16 protein-coding genes and 1 tRNA gene are annotated in these 23,455 nt (G+C 41.1%); 4 read left to right on the top strand and 13 right to left on the bottom strand.

Going from position 1 to position 23,455, the window contains the following annotated elements:
* Positions 1–6: 6 nt before the first annotated feature.
* Positions 7–1,347 (bottom strand): MATE family efflux transporter, encoded by a 1,341-nt coding sequence (locus tag J1N09_RS08490; RefSeq protein ID WP_265199706.1) that lies wholly within the window; start codon positions 1,345–1,347, stop codon positions 7–9.
* A gap of 210 nt (positions 1,348–1,557) precedes the next feature.
* Here J1N09_RS08490 and J1N09_RS08485 point away from each other — a divergent pair, with 210 nt between their 5' ends.
* Entirely contained in the window at positions 1,558–3,285 is a 1,728-nt protein-coding gene (locus J1N09_RS08485; RefSeq protein ID WP_265199704.1) for a T9SS type B sorting domain-containing protein, read from the top strand.
* A 9-nt stretch (positions 3,286–3,294) separates the two neighbouring features.
* Here the strand turns inward: J1N09_RS08485 and J1N09_RS08480 are convergent, their stop codons facing one another.
* The gene (locus J1N09_RS08480; RefSeq protein ID WP_321160805.1) at positions 3,295–3,759 is read right to left on the bottom strand and encodes a GNAT family N-acetyltransferase; all 465 of its coding nucleotides are present in this window, start codon (positions 3,757–3,759) and stop codon (positions 3,295–3,297) included.
* A 91-nt stretch (positions 3,760–3,850) separates the two neighbouring features.
* Here J1N09_RS08480 and J1N09_RS08475 point away from each other — a divergent pair, with 91 nt between their 5' ends.
* A complete protein-coding gene (locus J1N09_RS08475) occupies positions 3,851–4,645 on the top strand; it encodes a universal stress protein (RefSeq protein WP_265199701.1) in 795 nt (264 codons plus the stop codon).
* Between the two features lie 186 nt (positions 4,646–4,831).
* On the opposite strand, the gene J1N09_RS08470 is transcribed toward J1N09_RS08475, so the two are convergent.
* Genes J1N09_RS08470 through J1N09_RS08450 form a run of 5 tightly spaced genes read right to left on the bottom strand, consistent with a single transcriptional unit; the run spans position 4,832 to position 9,772 of the window.
* Positions 4,832–5,425, bottom strand: a complete 594-nt coding sequence (locus J1N09_RS08470; RefSeq protein WP_265199700.1) for an HAD-IB family phosphatase — start codon at positions 5,423–5,425, stop codon at positions 4,832–4,834.
* Positions 5,422–6,141, bottom strand: coding sequence for an SDR family NAD(P)-dependent oxidoreductase (locus J1N09_RS08465; RefSeq protein ID WP_265199699.1), 720 nt, complete (start codon positions 6,139–6,141; stop codon positions 5,422–5,424). Before J1N09_RS08465 ends, J1N09_RS08470 begins: the two co-directional genes overlap by 4 nt.
* A complete protein-coding gene (locus J1N09_RS08460) occupies positions 6,138–7,445 on the bottom strand; it encodes an FAD-binding oxidoreductase (protein ID WP_265199698.1) in 1,308 nt (435 codons plus the stop codon). The genes J1N09_RS08465 and J1N09_RS08460 overlap by 4 nt, the downstream gene beginning before the upstream one ends.
* Positions 7,446–8,309, bottom strand: coding sequence for a UbiA prenyltransferase family protein (locus J1N09_RS08455; protein ID WP_414826845.1), 864 nt, complete (start codon positions 8,307–8,309; stop codon positions 7,446–7,448). It abuts the gene before it with no gap.
* On the bottom strand, positions 8,306–9,772 hold the full coding sequence (locus J1N09_RS08450; RefSeq protein WP_265199696.1) for a glycosyltransferase family 39 protein: 1,467 nt from the start codon (positions 9,770–9,772) through the stop codon (positions 8,306–8,308). Before J1N09_RS08450 ends, J1N09_RS08455 begins: the two co-directional genes overlap by 4 nt.
* Before the next feature lie 239 nt (positions 9,773–10,011).
* Here J1N09_RS08450 and J1N09_RS08445 point away from each other — a divergent pair, with 239 nt between their 5' ends.
* On the top strand, positions 10,012–12,324 hold the full coding sequence (locus J1N09_RS08445) for an arabinofuranosyltransferase (protein WP_265199695.1): 2,313 nt from the start codon (positions 10,012–10,014) through the stop codon (positions 12,322–12,324).
* A gap of 352 nt (positions 12,325–12,676) precedes the next feature.
* Here J1N09_RS08445 and J1N09_RS08440 read toward each other — a convergent pair.
* The 5 genes from J1N09_RS08440 to J1N09_RS08420 all read right to left on the bottom strand — a co-directional run bounded on the left by J1N09_RS08440 (position 12,677) and on the right by J1N09_RS08420 (position 21,459).
* Positions 12,677–12,750 (bottom strand) — tRNA-Ala (locus J1N09_RS08440).
* Positions 12,751–12,781: 31 nt separating this feature from the next.
* Positions 12,782–15,502: a PD-(D/E)XK nuclease family protein gene (locus J1N09_RS08435; RefSeq protein WP_265199693.1), complete on the bottom strand. Its 2,721-nt coding sequence runs from the start codon at positions 15,500–15,502 to the stop codon at positions 12,782–12,784.
* A 61-nt stretch (positions 15,503–15,563) separates the two neighbouring features.
* The gene (locus J1N09_RS08430) at positions 15,564–16,961 is read right to left on the bottom strand and encodes an OmpA family protein (protein ID WP_265199692.1); all 1,398 of its coding nucleotides are present in this window, start codon (positions 16,959–16,961) and stop codon (positions 15,564–15,566) included.
* 120 nt (positions 16,962–17,081) lie between these two features.
* Complete coding sequence (kbl, locus tag J1N09_RS08425) at positions 17,082–18,281, bottom strand: glycine C-acetyltransferase (protein ID WP_265199691.1); 1,200 nt, start codon at positions 18,279–18,281, stop codon at positions 17,082–17,084.
* A 25-nt stretch (positions 18,282–18,306) separates the two neighbouring features.
* Positions 18,307–21,459: a UvrD-helicase domain-containing protein gene (locus J1N09_RS08420; RefSeq protein WP_265199690.1), complete on the bottom strand. Its 3,153-nt coding sequence runs from the start codon at positions 21,457–21,459 to the stop codon at positions 18,307–18,309.
* 155 nt (positions 21,460–21,614) lie between these two features.
* Between J1N09_RS08420 and J1N09_RS08415 the strand changes: the two genes are divergently transcribed.
* Positions 21,615–22,223 carry a superoxide dismutase gene (locus tag J1N09_RS08415; protein ID WP_265199689.1) on the top strand — a complete coding sequence of 203 codons (609 nt, stop codon included), beginning with the start codon at positions 21,615–21,617 and terminating at the stop codon, positions 22,221–22,223.
* A 139-nt stretch (positions 22,224–22,362) separates the two neighbouring features.
* Here J1N09_RS08415 and J1N09_RS08410 read toward each other — a convergent pair whose 3' ends face one another.
* Positions 22,363–22,974 carry an START domain-containing protein gene (locus J1N09_RS08410; protein WP_265199688.1) on the bottom strand — a complete coding sequence of 204 codons (612 nt, stop codon included), beginning with the start codon at positions 22,972–22,974 and terminating at the stop codon, positions 22,363–22,365.
* Between the last annotated feature and the right edge of the window lie 481 nt (positions 22,975–23,455).

The raw sequence follows: 23,455 nt of genomic DNA, 5'->3' as shown, positions 1-23,455 counted from the left end.
AAGTATCTATTTTTCAACTAAAGGAAGGTATTTGTTTCGGTATTTAATGATCAAGGCAACAGCCCTGTAACCTACCCAAACCAGGATAGCTAGCCAGATCCCAATTAACCCCCAACCCATATAGCGCCCCAGGAACATAAAGGGAATAAAACCTAAGATCGTGGCACCCAGCAGTACATTCCGCAGGTAACTCATTTCCCCCAGGCCCTTAAAAATAGCATCGAGGGTGAATCCAAGCGCATTAAGCGGTTGACTAATTAGCACCATGAAGAACATTCCGTAGAAAATGGAAAGCACCTCGCCGTCTTTATTGAAGAGCAGCCCCAGGTCCTTGTAGAAAATCAGTCCGGCAACAACCAGCATTGCAGAAACAAAAAGATTATACAGGTTTACGCGCTTAGTGAGCTTCCAAAGCGTGGTGTAATCCTTCTCGCCAAGTAACTTGCCGCCTAGGATATTGCCCGCGGCACCGTAACCATCTATGAAAAAGGCCGTAAACAACCAGATATTTATAGCGATCGCATGAGCGGCTATGTACTCTTTTCCCAGCCCTGTAGCTTCCCGAACGGCAAGCATAAGGGCAGCATTGAGGGCTACTGATCGCACAAAAAGATTAATGCACATCTGAACCAATCTTTTTATTTCGGGGTGTAATGGAAATTTAAGTCGGAGTGAAACATCCGTCTTCCACAGGACAAAAATAAACGCCATAAGGGCCATGATCGCTTGTGAGATCAAACTTGCCCATGCGGCGCCCTGGATCCCCATTGGATCAATGAAGTTGTCAATTCCGTACACCAGGGCAAAATCGAGACCTATGTTGACTAATGCACCGGTCGTGGCTATCGTCATGGGCCAAAAAGTATTCTGAAGCCCCCTGAACAATCCGAAAACGGCAAATGTGAATAAGGTTAATGGGAATCCCCATACCCTGATATTGTAGTAATCTATACTGTATTCGAGGATGAGTCCTTCGGCGTTCAAAAGACTGAAGATCTCTTCCACGAAAAAGTAGGTAGACAGCAAGACAATTATGCTCAATGCGATGTTGAAGTAGATGGCCTGGGCAGGAAAATTTTCAAGTTCTTTGATCTTACCGGCACCGAGATTTTGCGAAACTATGGCGGAAATCGCACTCCTGCTTTGAGCAAGTATCCAAATAAGCATGGAAAGAAAGGATCCTACTATCCCAACCGCAGCCAGGGATTCAGTGCCGAATTCGGGTATGTTGCCTACTACAGCAGCATCGGTGCTTGAAAGTACCGGCTCGGCAATTCCAGATAAGATTGCTGGAATGGCGAGTTGCTGGATGCGTTTGAACGATATGTTTGTTCTGTAGTTTTTCAAGTTTCAAAAGTAAACATTCCGAAGGAATGCCTTATCAGCCGCATATCGTTAAAAATTACGGAGTTATAACATTTATCAATATCTTTAGGCAAAAATTGCCCTAATATATATTGCTATGAGAACATTCACTTCTATGGGGCCAGTGGTACAGGTTTTTACCACTCATTTTAGTTAGGATTAATTTCTAAAAGGAAATAAAATTTGGAATAAATGCGCAGCCTCCAACTTACGCTGTTTCTTTCCATAATGCTGTGTGTCGGCAGGGCTTTTGCTTGCCCGTCTTTGATTGACCCTGTGGCTGGCGCGTCTGGTGTTCCTGTAGATACTACCATTAGCTGGGAGGAGGTGCCTGGGGTTACGGGTTATATTATTTCTCTAGGGACAACACCCGGAGGAGGAGACATTATTAATCAGCAACCGGTCGGTAGTGAGACTCAGTTCACCCCTCCACTAGGGTTGCCGGAATTCACCCAAGTATTTGTAACTATCACACTTTTTATAATCAACCAGCCAAATATTGTTTGCCCCAGTGTTTCCTTTACTACGGAGAATGTGACTACCCTTCCCGAATGTACTACAATGCTTAACCCTGTGAATGGAGAAACAGGGGTGAATATTGAAACTAACATTGCTTGGGCCTATGCCCCCAGGGCTATAGGCTATCGAATATCACTTGGCACGACAGAAGGTTCTGGTGACATAGTGGATAACATTGATGTTGGGAATGTACTCAATTTCAACCCTCCAATGAGTCTGCCGTCCCTAACGGAGATCTTTGTGTCGATTATCCCGTACAATGAGATCGGAGGTGCTTCGGAATGCGGTTTGGAGAGCTTTACTACGGCTGAATTGGGAGACCCCCCCGGCTGCACATCACTCATACGACCGGCTAACGGCTCAATCAATGTTCCTCTGGACACCACGCTGGAGTGGATACCCGTACCAGGCGCAGACGGATATATTGTGAGTGTAGGCTCCTCTCCCTACACCAATGATGTTTTGGATATGGCAATATTTATCAACCCTATTATAAACGTGATAAATTTTGAACCTAATAAAAGCTATTTCGTCGTTATTATTCCTTTTAATCAAGCCGGACAGGCCCAAGGGTGCATACAAGAGTCATTTTCCACAATTCTAGGATGCGGACCGCTTATTGATCCGGACACGGGTAAATTGGTTTCGTTCTTTCCCACTATTACATTTCCTGAAGAAATAGGAATATGTGAAGAGTCTCTTCCTACCCGCATAGACGCCATAGATCAAGCAGACGGTTATCGATGGTATCGGACACCCACCAATGAACCTGAGTTCTTGATTTCGGATAGGAGTTTTGCAGACCTCTCGGAGCCCGGACAATATCGCTTCGAAGCCTATAATGTGTTGAGACAGAATGGATTTGAGTTAGAATGCCCGGCAGATAAGGTGTTTACGGCAATACTCTCTTCGAAACCACAGATAGAAACGATATTCAAAGAAATTGATGGCGATTTCTTTAACATCAGTGTTATTGTAAGTGGAATTGGGAATTATGAGTACTCGCTAAATTCAATGGATGCCTGGCAGTCAAGTAGTAACTACGACGGGCTAACAGAAGGGGATTATACCATCTATGTTAGGGATGAGGCAGGCTGTGGTATTACAGAACAAACCTTCCGTTTGGCATTTCCAGCACCTGGCTTTCCCGCGTATTTCTCGCCTAATGGCGATGGCATCAATGACAACTGGAATTACATTCCTCCGAAGGTGGATCCGCTGCAATTATCCACCATCTACATCTACGATCGCTTCGGAAAGGTACTAGCCTCTTTTAGCGCCAATGGTAAGGGCTGGGACGGAATATACGATGGAACACCCATGCCTTTAGGAGGTTATTGGTACGTGGCAGAAGCTGCTGACGGGCAGGTGTACAGGGGGCATTTTTCATTGATCCGATAACTGCGTGGATCATTTCAGAAGTAATTCGAAGCAAAAGAATGGAAACTCACTTTGTTTTGGGAAATATATTTCCTCCAGGCGCGTATATCCTCTGGCCTCGTAGAAACGTTGATTCCTTTTGTTTTTGCTGAATGTATCCAGTCGGATAGAATCCCCATTGTGCTTCCTGGCGAAAGATTCGGCGAAGTCCATCAGTGTTTTTGCCATTCCCCGGTGTTGATAGTCCGGATGAATGGCCAGGCGATGGATATAATAGTTGTTGACATCTTCTGAAAGCCAGGTAACAGGCTCGTATACGTCATCCTTAAAGGTGGAAATAACAATACAACCTGCAATCACTTCTTCTGAGATCAGAACATATAGCTCTTCTCTTTCGATGTCGGTTATGAATGCCTCAGGGTGCGGGTATGTCTCATTCCACTGGTAGATCCCTTCATGGATCATTTTCTGAGCGCAGGCTCTTGTTATCTCCATGAGGCGGTGAATTTCAGATGGTTTCGCCTTACGTATCATTAGAAAGCATTAGTTTTGTACCAGGTTTAAAGATAATTCAATAACCAAGATCATGAAAAACATACTGGTTCCTGTAGGATCTACTGAAAATGGTGTGAATAATTTGAAGTATGCTGTAAACTTTGCGGCAATGAGCGGAGCTACTGTGTATTTGATAAATATTTACAGGGATTTTTCCAAGGTGGGCGGCATGGGAAAAGTTACCCAGGTGGCTATGGAAGACCACCAGGCGCAACTTGACGAGGTCTTAAGCCAGGTAGACACAAAAGGCGTCGAGGTTGTGGCAAAACCGATCAAAGGAGATCCTTCTGAAGGAATTGCGAGAATTTCAAAACAACTTGGGATAGACCTGATCATAATGTCTCCTCAAAGTGTTGAGATCAAGGATGAGAGATATCTTGGAAGCATCACTGGGAAGCTGGTAAAACAGACTGAAATTCCGATGCTGATCGTGCCTAAGGATTATTTGTTTCGAAAGGCCAATACCATTTTACTGGCATTGAAGCGACCGAATTTTGAAAAAGAGAATGTGTTAGATCCTTTGAAAGATCTTCTTTCATTGTTCAATGCGCAGCTCAATGTGCTTAGAGTAAGAACCCCGGATGTGGCTGAATCGGATGATGTAATGGATGAACAGCTGAAAGAAATTATGTCTGGTTATAAAGAAACAGAAAACGCCACTATCTACCAGGGAGTGCTGGAGCATTTCCAGTCGCATCAACCGGATATCTTGTGTGTTCTTAGGAGAAAGCGTGGTTTCTTTAAGAAGTTATCGGAGAAAAATCATGTGCTTAAGAAAGACTTCTACACCAGTAAACCTTTACTGGTGTTGTGCGGACAGCAATAGTGAAACTACTATAAAACAGAATAGACGTCCTCGGACGTCTTTTTTATGCAGTTTTGTGCGCTGGTCCTTAGATTCTTTCCTGGATCTCTATGATCAGTCCAAATGCAAGGCACATAAATACCGTTCCTATAACGAGTGCTCCTACTCCCATATAGCGAAGATACTAAATAATTAATTCTTGAAATATCAGTCCCGAAATTTATTGAGATGAAATTCATCAACCAGGGGTTTCATAGCCAGGTCGCCCTCGGAATCACCGAAATAAACAATCATGTCATAGGATTTGAGATCGTAGGTGGAGGAGACACGTTTTGGCTTTTCATCATAATTACAGTTCTGGCCGTCGAATTTTCCTGTAAACAGACCATTTTCAAATTCACCTATTGTACAGATGAGTTCGGTTCCAAGGTGACCTGCGATCTCACTCATCCAAATATCCAGTGAAGCTGTTACTATGGCAACCTCCCCAGTTTTTTTTGCTTCTGTCAATGCTGCGATTGCACTGGATCGGAAAAATGATCGGTTCTCCAGGAATTTTAGAAATTCTTTGGCAGTGGATTCCAGGTGATCTTTCGAATAACCCTTCAGAAAAAAAGAGATGAATCGCTCTTTTACGCCGCCCCGCGCTAAAATTCCAAACCTGGCAAGAGAAAAGGGAAGTATGAAAAGAATGAGACCAACCCACCATTTCCATTTTGGAGAAGTGAACTTTAGAAATTGAAAAAGACTATCCTGCTTTGTGATCGTACCATCAAAGTCGAAAAGAGACAAGGTCTTCATAGGGACAATCTTTTGAAAATAAATTCAGGTATCGATTTGATTATAAGCATGATCCATTTCCACATCCAGGCGATATAAATTACATTTCGTTTTTTTATGTAGCCTCTGTAGATGAGTTTGGCAGCTTTTTCAGGAGTAATAGTCAGCGCCTTAGGGAGCTCGAGATCTTCGGTCATTTTAGTGTACATAAATCCCGGTTTCACGGTGAGCACATGAATCCCTTTTTTGTTGAAATAATTTCGGAGTCCACTCAGATAGGCCGTAAAACCAGCCTTTGCGCTGCCATAAATGAAATTGCTTTTACGACCTCTCTCACCAGCCACGGAACTAACACCAATAATGGTTCCTTCTCCTTTTCGTTCCATGTCCTGCGCAATCTCATTCAGGACCAGGATAAGGTTTGAATAATTAATAGCAGTGATCTTGGCATTGTCTTCATTATTGGTGATGACAGCTTCCTGTTGTGCACCCATATATCCAGAAGCACAAAAAACCAGGGAGTATTCCATTGAAGAAAAATCGATCTTTGGCGGGTCGAGCAGATTCAGTTTAATGATTTCCACATCCGCATTGTATTTGACTTTCAGATGTGAACGAAAGTTTATGGTTTTATCAGGACTGGAAGACAACAAATACACTTTACGAATATCTTCTTTCTGAAGAACCAGTTCAGTAAACTTTTTGGAAATGTCCGAATTTGCACCTAATACGATCATGATTTCATTGTTATTCGTTCACTCTGTAAGGATCCGAACCAATCCGATTCTGCTTTAATGTAGTTCGTAAGTTCCGCCCTTGACATGCAATCTTTGGCGCGATATATCCTGCCTCCGTTATCGAGGACTATTTGGTCCATTCTTTCTACAAGCCCGGAGAGCTTCTTCGAATATTTGAAGTCTAACGCCAATGTATAGCCTTCAATAGGGAAGGAGTTGTAAAACCGGGAATCGTTTTTACCAAATAATTTCAGAACAGCAAGAAAAGATCCCAGTCCGCTATTTGCGATCTCTTCCAGGATGGCCCTCATACCCGCCTTACTGTTTTCCAAAGGAAGGACGAATTGATATTGAATAAAGCCTGGCTTTCCATAGATCTTATTCCATTCTCCTATACTGTCCAGGGGATAGAAGAACTGATCATAATGCACAACAGATGTTTCTTTCTTTCTGAATTGCTTTAAGTAATATGCCCAGTTGAACAATTTCACACTTAGCGTATTCAGAACAAAAGAAGGAAAGAAAAAAGGAATGTTTTTAATCCTATCGTCGTGAACCTTTAGTGGATTTTTTGCTTGTTTTTTGTTTAACTTATCCAGGCTGGCCGATTCCCCTCTCATTATTATTGATCTCCCCAACGATTTCCCCTTTTGCAAACAGTCTATCCAGGCAACTGTATACTTCCATTCGGCAGAATCTTCGAAAAGCGCAAAGATCTCGTCCAGGTTGCTGGCCTTAATGGATTCCTGGTAAATAAAAGACGTTTCAATCGCTATTACTTTGAATGTGGCTGAAAGCACGACTCCCGTGAGCCCCATAGCCCCAAAGGTCCTGTAAAACAATTGGTCGTTCTCTGTAGGAGAACATTGTATAATCTCACCGGGTCCCACAAATAACATGAAGGATTCAACAAAACTGGAGAAACAGCCATCTTTGTGATGATTCTTTCCGTGAACATCAGCGGCGATCGCACCACCTACCGTAATGAATTTAGTACCGGGAGTTACTGGAATGAAAAACCCTTTAGGCACGAGGAATTCCAATAGATCCGAAAGCAAAACTCCTGCTTCACAAGTAATGGTTTTACTTTTTGCGTCGAATTCGATAAAATTCGACAGCTCCAGAGTAGAAATAACAGATTCCCCTAGTGAAGCATCACCATAGCAACGGCCATTTCCCCTTGCGATCACTTTTTTATCATGAGAAAGCTTTAGATCCGGAGCATTTGCATCGTGAAGATGTGTAATTTCGGAACTAGTTTTGGGATAATTCCCCCAGTTAGTAATATTCTTTCGAACCGCCAATTATCTGAAATAGATTATACCAGCAAAGGTAAGAATCCACAAGACAATAACCAGCTGTAGGAAGTGGTCTTTAAATACCAATTGTGTTGGTGATTCGGTTCTGTTGAAAACATAGGTTTGTTGCAGGTACCTAAAGATTCCCAGGATCACGAAAAACGCAGTTGCATAAACGTATTCAAAGTTAAAATTGATTGCGATCTCGGGAGAAACGGAATACATGATGTAGCAAACGATAACTATGGTAACGGAGCTTACAAGGGCAGTATCGATGAATTGAAGGTTGTATCCTTTCAACGCTTTTCTCGTTTCGGCTTTAGTAGACATCAATTCTCCGCGTCTTTTGCCCAGGGCAAGGACAAGTGCAAGGGCGAAGGTGAGGAGGAACGCCCATTTGGAAACTACCACTCCGGTAGTAATTCCACCAAACAACACCCTAAGAACAAATCCAATTGCGATAATACTAACATCGACGATCGCAACATTCTTCAAACCCCAACTATAAGCAAGATTCAATACTATATATACAAGAAGAGGAATAAGTTGAATTGGACTGAACAGGAATGCACAACCCAACCCCAATAGTACAAGCAGCAGGATCGCGATAACTACCGCATGGGATTTCGAAATCTTGCCGGAAGCAAGTGGGCGTAATCTTTTAACCTCATGTAACTTGTCTTTTTCAATATCCCTGTAATCATTTATTACATAGATGAAACTGGCAGCCAGGGAGAACAAAAAGAATGCCCATAGCGCATTCAGGAATAAATTTTGTTCCAGAACTCTTCCTGAAAAGAAGAGTGGCAAGAACACGAAAAAGTTCTTTACCCATTGGTGAACTCTAAGTAGTTTTACTATTTCCATTATTGAACGGAATCTACACGCTTGTAATGCACCAAACGCACGGTTTTAATGTTGTTGTTATTTTTAAAAACTTTGGAATTAATCTCCTTGTAACCATCCACTACATGAATTTTGTTTCTGAAATGTTTTGGTGTTAATCGGAGATCCAGGAATAAAAAATATTCTTCTGGCTTATCCTTTTGAAGCAATTTTACGAAAGGGTTGAAATAACCATCGCGCTTACCAAGATTAAATTGTTGAATATAATACTCAAAGTATCTGCGGTGATTTGAAACAAATAACACATAAGCGTCGTTATTGATCTCACTCGCTGTTTTCGCAATTTCCCTATAAGAAGTTGTTTGAGTATAATAGGGACGCTCATTCAGGAACAAGAGCATTAGGCTATAAACGACTATTCCACCCAACAGATTGTTCCTAAGTCTTTTTTTACTGATAAGACTTAGGTAAAATGCCAGAATGAGTATCACGGGAGCGACCATTCCTATGAAGTAGCGAGGCACCATCATCCCCGTAGATATAGATGATTTTATAAATGGGATGCTAAAGTAGATGACAATCCATAATACCAGTAGCATAAGCTCTTTTCTATGTTCTTTCAGCCCAACGTTGATCCATGAGACTTTTTTGAAATTCTTTCTGAGGATTAGTAGTACGATTGTGAGGATGAACAATAGGAGGGTGATACTCGAGAGTATATAATCGTTGTAGAACTCTTTGAAATACTCATAAAAAAGCATTATCGAAGCCTTGTCACGCCATGAATTCAGGTCCCTGGAAAAGGATTCAAGCATAGATGGAATCCATATACTGTAGAGCGCAACAGGAATTAAAAAGCTTAATGACCATGCTTTTATATCCTTGAAAACCCGTTTGAACCCAACAAAAAAGAATAATGTGATTCCCTGAAATGCCAAAACAAGCATCCCGAAATAATGCGTATACAACATTGCAGCCGTAAAAAGACCATATGCTATAATGTTCTTATAGCCATGTTCTCCCCTACTCAGTTTTACAAAAAAGTAAACCGAGTAATTTACGAGAACAAATAGCATAGCATAGGCTCTAACTTCCTGGCTAAAACGGATAAGGAATGAGTTGACTACCACCAGCAGTAATGCTATAAATGCCACTCGTTTATTGAACAATAATTTGCCAAGATGATATATTGAAAGTAATCCTAGTAGTCCCCATACCACACTAAAAATTCTTAATGAGGTGTCGTTATGACTAAAAGCATGACTCCAGAGATTTGCGAGGATATTGTGTAAAGGTGGGTGAATATCCAATTGTAGTATGGTTATCACTCTGTCAATAGATAGGTTAGGACTAGCTGTGTCCGCGGTGAACAATTCATCATTCCAAAGGCCCTCGTAGTTGAGATGGTATATTCTCAAAAGGAAAGCTGCTAAAAGGATGCAACCCGCTAAAAAGCGACGATCAAATTTAATGGTCAGTTGATTCATTAATTCAAAGTGAAATACAACTAAAGGTCAACACGGTTTTCGCGAATTGATCAAATTAGATTCACAAATGTAACTGCTTTATCTTGAGTTAACCAAAGGAAATTCGGATCAATTAGCTATTAGATATATTAATGAAAAATCGAGAAGTGAAGAATTTCAACCATAAAATTTGAAATAGCTCAAAACTCGGCGGTATTTTTTACTTATTTTACAAGAAACTAAAACACCGAACATAATTGATGAGTTTAATCACTTCAATTTTTCAAAAGATCCGAGCCAATATTGACCTTAATGAAACCGCATTATTTTTAATTGGCGCATTTGTACTTGTTTTATTTCAGAATCAATTCTATCAGATCCGTGTTATTGCACCAGTAGAAAACACAGTGCTTTTGTTAATTGCTGTCACTGCCATTTTTGCGGTTGTATTATTTCAATTTGTGTCGAGAAAAATTGCTCCTGGTTTTATCTTGGCGTACTGTTTTGCGGTCTTGTTATCGTTTTCTGCTCTCTGGATACTTCGTGAATATCAATTTGGCTTCAATGGCATGCGAAGCGATGCGTATTTTAATCTGGCTCTTATTGCCACTTATTATGAAAAGTGGTTCAGTACTGATTTTTCATACAAAGGCTTAAGTAGTTTTTACCCTTATTACTATCATTTCTTCTGTGGTAAAATTGGCAGTTTATTTAATGTCGCACCGAATACGATGGCAAAGTTGGGAGTTGTCTTTGTATTGTATGTTACGCCAATTCTTGGCTATAAACTTTGGAAAAGAGCAATCGGCCAAGGGATATTGGCAGCTGTTATAGTAATTGTTTCATTTCTTGCATTACCATATGCATATTATGTGAAACCCTATAAAATAATTACCATACTTCTAATTTTACCCTGGTTTTATTATTACTTCGTAAACTTTAAAAAAGGAAAATATATTTCACTGATATTCGGTGGCTTTATTGGGGGTATGTTATTTGGCACATATTACTTCTTTTTCATGCTTCTCGTACTGGCCGTACTTATGTATATCATGTACTGTATATTTTCTAAAAGGAAGGGTGTTTTTAGGTTTCTATACAAGGAACACAGGAGTCAGTTTATTATCGTTGTCTGGGCTATAGTGTTCGCTTCTGCCTTTCTTCTGCCGTATGCTTTCGATTTGTTAACACATCCTGTAGATTCAAATCAGAATAAATTCTTTCTTGCAAACTCAATGCGCTTCGAATGGTTGTCTTTAAAAAATTGGCCTTTAGTGGTAAGTATTTTTTATTTCACCTTAACCTACAAGGAAAAGTTATCCCGCTTTCTGATGGTAATTTTTGGGTCCTGTCTATTTTTTATGTTTTTAGCATATATAGGGCTAATGAATAATAAGCCAATTCTGATAAGCCATGTCTACCCATTGGTGTTGATTGTCTCCTATATTGGTCTTGTTTTGGGGATTCATCGCCTATTGGAAGCCTACAAGCCTGATAGCCTTAAGCCTGTTTTACTTGGCGTTAGCTGCATACTTTTTTATCAGCAAGGATTATTCTTCGAAAACTTGCAAAAATCGAAGATGATGGATCTCGAATACTCCAGGCTACCAACTATTTTGGAAGATGAAAAATTTCCTGTTGAAAACTTTAGAAACAAGGTGCTTCTAACCAATCTCGACCTAAATTGTTTTGTCCCATCTTACAAGTTCCTCGAAAGAAGTGCTTTCTATTCTCACCCTTCTAGTGAATCTACTCAGAGGATGAAATTTTTATATGCTTTACAATTCTTCGATGACCCAGCTTTTCAGAGGTTTATGTTGCAGCATAATCGATTTGATAAAGTTGAGTATATCGTTTTTAACAAGAATAATGGGAAATTAAATATGCAATTCCCAAATTTCCCATATCAGCCGTTTTTTAACACGACTACGATTGATTTATCAGCACTGGTAAAGAGCAATGCTGAATGGACTCAAGCGCCAACGCAAAGGGACAATATACTGGTATATCAATTATCTAAAAATCAGGTGAATTCGAACACCTTCAGTATGCTTCAAAAAAAGTTTATAGAGGTGTTTGGCGACGATGAGGCAATAGCTAGTATCTCGGGATCCCCTATTAGATTCAATGAGGGTGATGAGTATCTTGGAGATTTTACTTTCCAAAATTTAGAACTGATGAGGAAATTGAGTGCTACCCCAGTCAATATCTTAATAGAAGATTCAAGAGCGAAGTTGGAAGTTGGATACTATAATTCCCAACATTCAAACACTGGAATAGTTTATGTTGCTGCCGACGAATATTATATTTTCCGTCGAAACTTCAGAGCTAATAAGAAGCAAGCAGTCGATTTGGAGTTTAAATTCTATGACGGAGACTCACTTGTTCAGGATAGAAAGGTAAATTGGTTGAATATGAAGAAGAGTAGTTATCGGAAAGACCAACGTGCATATTATTATTTTCAGATCGATCCAGGAATAATTAATGAATGCGATCAAATGCATTTCAGAATAACTTCCAGGAGATATAATTTAAACAAGTCTGTGCGTTTGGAGAATCTTCAGAAACCATAATTCGCGATAATCTTATTACTTAAAAGTGAGAATAGAAAAGCCCTCCTTCGCTTCTCGAATTTCTCAAAGCTTCGGAGGGCGAAGGTGGAGCATATCGGAGTGGTTTTCACCCGTCCTCACAGTTCCGCTTCTGAAAATAGAAAACCAGACATTGTTCCAATGTCATTTCTTTATTTCTTCCGAACACACAAGCAAGCTTGGTGTTCTTCAGAAACAAAAAACCAGGACCTTTGTCCTGGTTTTCTGCTTGATGTGGAGCATATCGGAGTCCCTTCGACTGACGCTCAGGATAAACTTCTCCTCCGATATTTTTGAAAGCAAAAAAGCAAGGTGAAAACCTTGCTTTCTCCTGTGGAGCATATCGGAGTCGAACCGATGACCTTTTGGCTGCCAGCCAAACGCTCTAGCCAGCTGAGCTAATGCCCCTTGGGATGCGAAAATACTATTTTTTCGGAAATTAAACTTCCTTTTCAACAAAAGGAATATCAGGATCGCAGATTTCGCAGATTACTTTCTTGAGTATCAATTCGAATTCTGTTAGGATGTCTTCAGAAACAACACTATTGCTCAGGCCTCTCACGGAAGTCTTAGTGCCAAATTTCAGAAAACCATTACTCAAATTTTTAAAGGATAGTATGCCTGCTTCAGAAGAAGAAACATCACTTTCAGAATGAATAATATAGGCATACATCAGCACCTGGAACGCCTTACTGTATTTATAATCTTCGGCCAGGTTCGCCCAGTCCATGATCTGCAGGTCACCCTGGGCCACCATTCCCGTTTTGTAATCGATGATTCTCATTACACCATCTCGCTCGTCTACGCGGTCTACCATACCTTGAATGTTCACTGGGAACGGTATGGATTCAATGGCTAATGGAATCTTCATTTTCGTTTCAATTTGTAAGATTCGTATCTGGTGACCGGCACGAAGTTCATTGATGTCCAGATCAATAAGATTATGCACATATCTTTTTGCGACTTCGAAGATGAGTAGGTTCTTTCCTGTGGAATAATCACCCTTTCGATATACAATTTTGAACTGTCGGCTTACTTCTTCATCAACTAACTCATGGAGGTCCGATAGCTTTTCTAAATCCAGATTTTTCCCTACAAATGGTTCGTAAAGTAATTGGAGACTGTTGTGAACTATCGTCCCCAGGGTATTGTAGTCAACGGTTTCCTCTACCACCTCTGTTTCTCTTATTTTAAGAACACGTGAAAGGTAAAATTCGAATGGATTCCTAATGTAAGACGTCAATGCAGAAGGTGAAATACCTGATTCAGCTATTGCTTTAATTCGGTCCATTACCTTAGTGGTCTTCGAGATCTCCTGTAGTGGAGAATCTGTGATACTTATCGGAAGAGTCACTACAATTTGTTCGATCTGATGATTTGGGAGCCTTTCTTTCTCAAGCTGCATAAGAAACCTGCTCTTTTCACCGGCGTTAAGACCTTCAGAAGTTGAATTATAAAGAAGGAATACATTCTCAGCTCGATGAAGCAGATGATAGAAGTGATAGGTGTAAATAGCGTCCTTATCTGTAAACAGCGGAAGACCGAATTCCTTCTTTAAATCATATGTAACAAACGAGGCATTAGATTTACCTGCGGGCAGAACCCCCTCGTTAGCCGATAAGAGGATCACATTTTTAAAATCGAGAACCCTGGTTTCCAAAACACCCATGATCTGCAAACCCTGATAGGCATCCCCGGCGATGTCGGCCGTTTGCTTACGAACAGATTCCTGAAACAGCGCATAAACAGACTTCAAATTTTTAATGTAAGGGTAGGATTGGATTTGGTCCTTGATGGCCTCAATCACCTTGTAAAGCTTAAAAGCTGATACCAATTCCAGCGGGTCATCCTTAAGAAGTGATTTGAGCTTTACCAGAAGCGTTATTGATCTGTTAAATGCAACTTGGGGATCATCTTGCCAGCTGCCAAAAATAAGCTGTAGGTTTTTAATGTCTTCGGAATTACCAAATTCGATTAACTGTTCTACGGATACGTAGGTATAGTTTTGTTCCGAAATAGCTTTTGTTATTTCTTTTGCGGCTGGCAACAATTTCCTCCCGATAGGATTATTTAGTATTCTGAATACATCTTTATAATACAATCGTTCCCCTTGTGTTTGCTGCATGTGAAAGAGGGAAGAAAAGAATAGGCTTAAAGGGGAATTTTCAATGCTTAGCCCCATGGTCACGTTCACTTCACCAATATTAAGAGGTAAAGAATAGAGAAGGGGTGTTAGCAGGCTCTCGTCTGCAAGTACTACCGCGGTATTGCTAAGTTCCTCTGCTGTCATTGAGGAGAGCAGCTGCCCGGCATATTTTGCCTGCGCAATGTTTTTCTGTGTTTCAATGAAGGTGAATTTCTTTTCTTTAGTATAATTATCACCGAACTGAGGTTTCTTATTACTGTAATAATTCCATTCTTCAAAATACGACCTGAGAAATTGTGATGCACTGTGTATTTCACCTGAGAAAAAGTGTGACTCCGCATCCCAGTAGATACTCGAATTCCCGGTTTCTAATAATTCTTTGAAGATGGTTTGCTCGGCTAGGTTGAGGGCATTAAACCCAATAAAAATGTGAGGCTCTTCACCTTTAGATGCCAGATAGTGTTCTACCTCTTCTGCGGCTTTTCTGTACACCATTCCCTGGTAACCGAGGTTATCGCTTAGGAGATCAGTTTTAAGATTGTCGTAGAAGTCCGGGAGGCTGTTCCAGAAGGAGAGATAGGCTTTTATCAGGTCTGTTGTCTCGTTCTGCATGGACCACTTTTCGAGAGATTTGATACTGCCCAGGTAGTCGAAGAATCTTTTTCGATCGACGAGATATCGGTCAATTTCATTAAAATCGTTCAGCAGGGTTTGTATCCATGTGCTGAATGACTCGAAATCTTCTTTCTCTTTAATGGAATCGGTTTTCAGATAGGCCTGATAACTTCTCAGGAGTAAATGTGCAGGATCTACGATCGTGATGTCTGAAATAGCCTCAACAAACTCTTCAATGCTAATTATCTGGGGAAGGAAGGAAGTTCTTTTTAGTTGTTTCCGAAGGTAGTTCTTAAAAAACCCTCCAGCACGTTTACTTGGAAGCACAATGATAAGTTGGGAAACATCTTCATGTTTTTGTAATAAGTCGTCTATTGTTTCTTCCAGGAAGGTTTGCATACCTTAAAAATAAAAAACGCCTCCGTTATCGGGAGGCGTTTTTCTATTTATTTAGAAGTGCTTAGTTCTTAAGAGAGATCTCTACACGTCTGTTTTGTTGTCTACCAGCTTTAGTGTTGTTAGGAGCAATAGGTCTTGCCTCACCATATCCGATAGAAGAAAGTCTGCTTCCGTCCATTCCGATAGTAGTTAGGTAGTCACGTACCGATGCTGCTCTGTTTTCAGAAAGCGTCTGGTTAGTGCTCTCACGTCCTACACTGTCTGTGTGACCTTCGATTACGAAGTAAGTGGTTGGATACTCCTTCATAATGTCTACGATGTTCTGAAGAACCGCGTAAGACTCCTGACGGATAGTTGACTTACCAGTATCGAAAAGGATAGTCTTGGAGTAGTCGTTCAACTGCTTGATGATCTCAACAGTTACTTCTGGACATCCGTTGTTAGCAACAGTACCAGGAACGTCAGGACACTGATCGTCTTTGTCAAGTACACCGTCACCATCTCTGTCTGGCCATGGGCATCCGTTGTTAGCAGCAGGACCTGCTTCGTTCGGACAAGCATCCTCAGCATCAGTGATTCCGTCACCGTCAGCATCTGGACATCCATTTAGAGAAGCGATACCAGCTACAGTAGGACAAGCATCCTGAGGATCAGCGATTCCATCACCGTCTGTATCAGGACATCCGTTGAACTCAGCTAGACCTGGAGTATTTGGACATTCATCTTTTCTATCTTCGATTCCGTCACCGTCTGTATCAGGACATCCGTTGTACTCTGGAAGACCAGGAGTTTCCGGACATTCATCGTCCTTGTCATAGATTCCGTCACCGTCTGTATCTTTTCCACCGAATTTGAACATAACACCTACTGAATGCTGGAAGTGAATGATTCCGTAGCTATCCTCGAAAGAATGCTTATAAGCAGACTGGAAGCTAAGAGCCAGGTTGTTGCCTAACCAGAAACGAGTTCCAACAAGAATATTGGCTGTACCAAATCCTACGTCGTCAACCCAAGTGTAACCACCACCAACTCCTAAGGTAGGATCAACGAATCCGCCACCTAGAGCATCACGGAAGCTATACTCGATCTCACCATCTGCAGAGTAATAGGTAACATCAGGAATTCTTACTTCACCAAGCTTAGTGATTTTGTTAACAGAACCAGCTGCTGTGAAAGTAAATCCGCTACCGATGTATCTACCAACAGAAACGCGCGAGATAGAAGGAAGAATATTCCAGTGATCATTCGCATTAAAATATTCGTCAAATAAATCGCCCTTGACTGCTAGGTCTCCGATCATGTTAGGAAATCTTCCCTCATCATCCAGACCGACTGGGTAAACATCAACCGCGTTTACACCAACTTCGATTGCCCAAGGATTATTTTCGTCCTGTGCGTTTGTTACGCCAACGCCCAAAAGCAATAAGGCAGCAACTAAAAAAGTGTTAAGATGTTTCATATTCGATTGTTTAATTTTAAGTGTTAATTAGAGCAAAAGTAAGTTGTTAAAACTTATAACAAAAACAAATCTATTAAAATTTTTTAAAATTCTGGCGTAATATAGGATAAATAAAGGTACTTAACGATTTATCACCCCTAGTTTTTCACCCACTTTAACGAAGGCATTTATAGCCTTATCCAGATGCTCTTTTTCATGCGCTGCTGAAAGCTGAACGCGTATTCTCGCCTTCTCTTTGGGAACCACCGGGTAAAAGAAACCAATTACATAGATTCCTTCTTCCAGCAACATGTCTGCCATGGTTTGCGATAGCTTGGCATCGTACAGCATCACTGGCACAATAGCGGAATCTCCATCAATAATATCGAAACCTGCTTCTTTCATCCCCTTTTTGAAATAGACAGTATTCTCCATAAGTTTATCTCGCAAACTAGTATCGTTGGTGAGCATGTCGAATACCTTAATAGAGGCACCCACAATGGCCGGAGCCAGCGAATTGGAGAACAGGTACGGTCTTGATCGCTGTCGTAGCATTTCAATAATTTCCTTTTTCCCACTAGTATAACCACCCATGGCGCCACCCATCGCTTTTCCAAGGGTCCCCGTGATAATATCAATCCTTCCCATTACACCTTTTTCTTCAAGAGTTCCCCTTCCAGTTTCTCCAATGAAACCGGTTGCATGACATTCATCTATCATAACCATGGCATCGTAGGCGTCGGCAAGGTCACAAATATGATCCAGAGGAGCTACTAATCCGTCCATGGAAAAAACACCATCGGTGACAATTATCTTAAACCTGGCTCCATTCTCGTTTGCTGCTTTTAGTTGCGTTTCGAGATCTGCCATATCGTTATTCTGATAGCGATAACGGGCTGCTTTACAAAGGCGAACACCGTCAATTATGGAAGCGTGATTCAGGGAGTCTGAAATAATTGCATCTTCTGGCCCTAACAAAGGTTCAAAGACTCCGCCGTTGGCATCGAATGCGGCCGCATATAGTATGGTGTCTTCCGTACCGTAAAATTGGGCTATTTTACTTTCAAGGGTTTTGTGAATATCCTGAGTTCCGCAAATAAAACGCACCGAAGACATACCGTAACCATGAGAGTCCATGGTGTCCTTGGCTGCCTGGATAACCTCCTGATTGGCCGATAACCCCAGGTAGTTATTGGAGCAGAAGTTAATTACTGTTTCCCCGGTAGAAATTGTAATTTCAGCACCTTGAGGCGAAGTGATGATCCGCTCTTTCTTGAAGAGACCTGCCTCCTTTATTTCCTGAAGTTCTCTTTGTAAATGGTCTTTTATTTTTCCGTACATAAATCGCTATTTTAAGACTTCAAATTTAAAGTTTATTTATCATTAAATCATCTTCGGAAACATAGATTAACAAGCTGTCCCTGATCCTAAACCCCATCTCGGTTAGCGCCCTAGTATAACTGTTGATCTGCCGACCATGCCTTGCACTTTTATCACCTGTTTTATAGTCGATAACGGTGACTTCGTTCGCCCCGTGAAAATTAAGCCGGTCCGGCCTTAACAACTGCCCGTCTTTTGTTACGATATCACGTTCGTTCATAACGGTTGCTTCTGAAGAAAAAAACTCTGTAAGGTCCGGATGCTCAACTATCCTTTCCACCATTTTTCGCAATACAGCCTTTTCTTCATCCGAAAGGTCAGACCTGGTTTCCATCTGTTCCAGGGCCTCCTCGGCATCATACCTGAATTTGATCTTTTCCATCAGATCGTGAAGCTCGCTCCCTGCAGATATGGCTAGCTGAGCCTCGGTTAGCCAAAGTGATGCATCGCTGGATATCACTTTCAGGTTATTGGACTCGGGGAATTCAGAAATGAAGGATAGCGACACCTCTTTTTTCTGAATTGCTTCCGCAGTTTTTTGGCCTGAAGCTCGCGTTCCAAATTCGTAGTGAAAACAATCTTCTTCCCATAGCCCTTTATGTTCGAGATAGTTTCGGAAGAAATGACTGTAGTTCCGGGGGACATTGTCCTTCGGCTTCGAACTGTTCCGGGATAGGATATAACAACGTTGGATCGCTCTAGTTAGCGTAACATATAGAAGGTTAATATTGTCAAGTTGAAGCTGACTTCTTCTCTCATTGTAGATCGAAGTTCCTTCAGCACTGTATTCAGCCACATCACTGTTAAAATTGATCATCAGCGGAATATCGGAACCAGTCAACTCCTTAGGCTTCACCCATGCTTTTGGCGATAGCTCTTTGTAAATATCCACTTCAGCATATGGAAAGATCAACACGGGAAATTCAAGTCCTTTAGATTTGTGAATGGTCATTAACCGCACAGCATTGACTCCTTCAGGGATGGAGATGGCCTCCTTTTCCTTTTTACTCTCCCAGAATTCTTCAAATGATATTTTCAGTAACCCATTGCGCTTTTCAAAGTCATGGATCAGATTTAAAAAACCATCAACGTAAGCATCCGCTTTAGAAGCAAGATTGCAAGTGTTCAGAAGATATTCAGAGGACTCATAAAGACTCAGGGCATTGGTGTGCTCCACATCCAACTCAATTCCATGACTTTCAAGCGAATTACTGAATTCTTGTTCCTCTTCGGTGAAAAAGTCGGAAAGAAAATCGGCTAAAGGTATAGTGATTTTAAAGTGTGAATGAAGGAAAATCAAAAGTTTCGATTTCAGCTCATCGTTGTCCTGATGGGAACGGAATGTTAGAAAATCTGCAAGGAATAGGACGATCTCGGAATGTGCTAAAAGCAACGATTCGGAAGAAACCACTGGAATTCCTGAATCCATTAGAACCTGTCCCAGTTCGATTCCCTCCTTCTTTTTTCGGGTAAGGATGCAAATATCTTTCGGTTCGAAACCATCCTGAAACGCGCTGTTCAGAATGTTTAAAACTCGCTCTGAATAAAGAGGCAATGCCTCTTCTTTGGTTGCATACTCAAGGAAGTCGATCGAGACATAACCACCTTGTTTTTCTGTTTTCTCCTGTTGGTTTCCGATCCGGTACAACTCCTGGTGTTCAATGTCGTCGAAATAATTGGAAACAAAGGTGAAGAAAGAGTTGTTGAAGTCGATCAGGTTGCTGTAGCTACGCCAGTTCGTTTCCAGGTTCAATACTTTCTTTTCCTGTACCGAGAAGGGGTTACTGCAATTGTATAGTTCTATGAATTGTTCGGGTAGGCCACCACGCCAACGGTAAATGGATTGTTTGGCATCGCCTACCAGCAGAAGGCTTCCCTGGGTCCCGTTTTCTTCTTGAGATAGTGCATTATCGATAAGCGGCATCAGGTTATTCCACTGCAGTTTGGAGGTGTCCTGGAATTCGTCAATATAGAAATGTCGGTAGCGTTCTCCCAGCCGCTCATAAATGTAAGGTGCCGGTTGTTCTTTTAGTTCCTGATAGATGAGTTTATTGAATTCGGAAATAGGCAAAATATTGTCTTCTTCCTTGATTAGATCGAGTTCTTGTTGAACCAGGTTAACAACCGAAAGTGGGATGAGGTTGGAAAGCAGTGTTTCAATGTAATTTTTTCTGAAGTACAATTCCTTGGAGGTGTCGAAAGCATCTGCGAATTCCGGGGCCAATTGGTCCATAATGGCAGCCACCTCCGGTTCATTTTTAGCCACTTTTGAAGGGTAAAGCGGTTTCTCACGGAGTTTTCCCTGCCATTGCAACCCATGGTTTACAGGCTTATTTTCGGAGAGCTTCATCATGTATTTCGGGTAGGACGACCTGTCAAAATGCGTGAACTCCAAACCGTTCTTATCAAGCAGATCCAATGTTTGGTTTGCTGTTTCGAGGAGTTTGGTTTCAGTATCCTTCAGGGCATTTTTGAGCTTTTTGATGATTGATTTGAAATCGGCAAGCGATAGTCCCCTGAGCTGATCCAGGTTCTCCAGGTCGTTTTCACGGAATAGTATTCCTGCCGCCTTTGTAATGTCTCTCGACACGTCCCAGGAGCGATCTTCATCTGTTTTCAAAAGGGCGAAATTTACCAGTGTGTCGGTAATGGCGGCATCTTCTCCGGCTTTTTGAATAAGGTTGTCTACTGCCTGGTCGAGCAACTCATCTACATCCAGGGAAACCTCGAAGTTTCCTGAGATTTTCAGGTCTCGACTAAAGGTTCTTATGAGTCGGTGATTAAAACCATCTATAGTTTCAACACAGAAAGCCGAATAGTGATGAAGCAGATGATGTAGTATGTTCTTAGATCTCTGCTGAATCTGATCGAGAGAAAGATCACAGTCATTTGCCAGGCTCTTCATCATTTCGGGTTGATCCACTTGAAGATCAGCGTCTGAAAACAATTTCAGATAGTGAATGATCCTTTCTTTCATTTCGGCCACTGCCTTGTTTGTGAAAGTAATTGCAAGTAAGTTTTTATAGTAATCCGGGTGGTTACTTTTTAATAAGGTTTGGAGGTACGTTTTTACGAGGGAATATGTCTTTCCACTTCCCGCCGAGGCATTGTAGATTAAGAATGGTTCTTGCCGAGTCAATGAATAAATTTTACTAAAGGTAACGAAAGTGATTAGTAAGGGCCCAATAATTTTCTTCTATTCAGGAATAAAAATCTTATTAATTCTATAACAATTATGAATTACAAGTTTATGTACCTTTGAAACACAAAATTAATAACTAAAAACTTCAAATTATGGCTTTCGAACTACCATCCTTACCATACGCTCACGACGCGCTAGAGCCTCATATCGACACTCAAACTATGCAAATTCATCATGGGAAGCACCATGCGGGATATACCAGCAAGTTAAATGCTGCCATAGAAGGAACGGACCTTGAAGGGAAGAGTATCGAGGATATTCTTACCAATCTTGACATGAATAATGGAGCTGTACGAAACAATGGAGGAGGATACTTCAATCACGATTTATTCTGGAAAGTGATGTCACCTGACGGTGGAGGTGCCCCATCAGGAGAATTAGCTGCTGCTATTGATGCTGCTTGCGGAAGCTTCGATGGATTTAAAGAAGCATTCTCAACGGCTGCGAAAACTCAATTTGGATCGGGCTGGGCATGGTTATGTGTTCATAAGGGAGGCAAAGTGGAAGTTTGCTCTACTCCTAACCAGGATAATCCTATGATGCCCGGAGTAACTTGCGGAGGAACACCGATTCTTGGCCTCGACGTTTGGGAACATGCGTACTATCTCAAGTATCAAAACAGAAGACCAGATTACGTAGCGGCTTTTTTCAATGTGATCAACTGGGATCAGGTTGCAGCAAACTATGCCGCTAATAAGTAAAAGAATAATTTAATTATTTAGGACCCTGTTCGTAATAGAACGGGGTCTTTTCTTTTAAGGCTAAATTTTGTTGATCTTAACAATGTTATAGCTCGAAGAAAAGGAGGTAGATCAATGAAGTTACGGGCATTTTATTTTATTAGTTGCTTTTGAGGTATTTCCTCAGGCCTTTTATTGTTTTAAACGGGTTACTAACAATAAACTGATTCGCTAACCAGGCCGGAATATTCCCACCAGGATCTGCGAGAAAAGAATATTCGATTTCAGTTCCACCTTCGGATGGGGAAAGTATCCAGTATCCTCTGGAAATAGCCATTCGGACATAGTCATCCGTTTCTGGGATGAACGTGTTGTCTTCTTTCAGTTCAATCCGTATAACCCCGTTTGGCAATTCCTTTACACCACAATATTCTATAACTTCACGATCTTTGAAGGGAAACGGTACCTGAATTACCTGTCTAAAAACAAACTCGTCATTTCCAATTTGCTTGAGAAGTTGTGCTTTCTCCACATTTACAAACCACTTATAGTTGTTATCAAGATCAACTATGGCATTAGCAACTTCACGCGGTGATGCATCTACAAAAGTCTCTACTTTAAATTGTTTGATCTTAGACTCATCGCTTTTGGTAAGATAAACCTTGATTCCATCTTTCTCTTTTTTAAGCTCCCAATTAGGTTGTGAAAACGAGCTAATTGAGAATATTGTGAATAGTGCCAGGGCAAAACCTGTTTTTATGATAGATAACATAGTTAAGTTCGGTATATCATTGCTTTAAGATCAGTATCGTTCACCATTACATTCTTATGGTGTCTATTAATAAATGCGAAATGTATTCAAATGGTTATGATACGGTTCATCTGCTTTTATGAGGTGCCAAATTTACAAAAAACATTTTCGCCCCTTTCCCTTTCGTTTTGAATAATTACTGAAAGTATTGAGAATAAAGAGAGAAGAGAAACACCTCGCGTCTGGCAAAACAGTTAGAGATATTTCACTATTTGACAGATTATAAGTTGCGATCATAAGGATGTGACACGGCTCCTCATTCTTTTTTGTGTTCATCATCTTACAAAAAAGAATTTCGTCGCCACCCCTTCGATTTGGGGTATAATGAAATGCATCAGGAGTAAGTTTAGAATTGAAACGCAACGCTTCTCGTACGTTCAACTGCGTAATTAACATTGGATCGGGTAGAGTATGAGTTGAGAATTCTGAAAGATGGAATACG

Origin of the sequence: Aureitalea sp. L0-47, from assembly GCF_026126405.1 — a bacterium.
Classification (GTDB): Bacteria; Bacteroidota; Bacteroidia; order Flavobacteriales; family Flavobacteriaceae; genus Pukyongia.
This window is presented reverse-complemented; position numbering and strand designations above follow the sequence as displayed.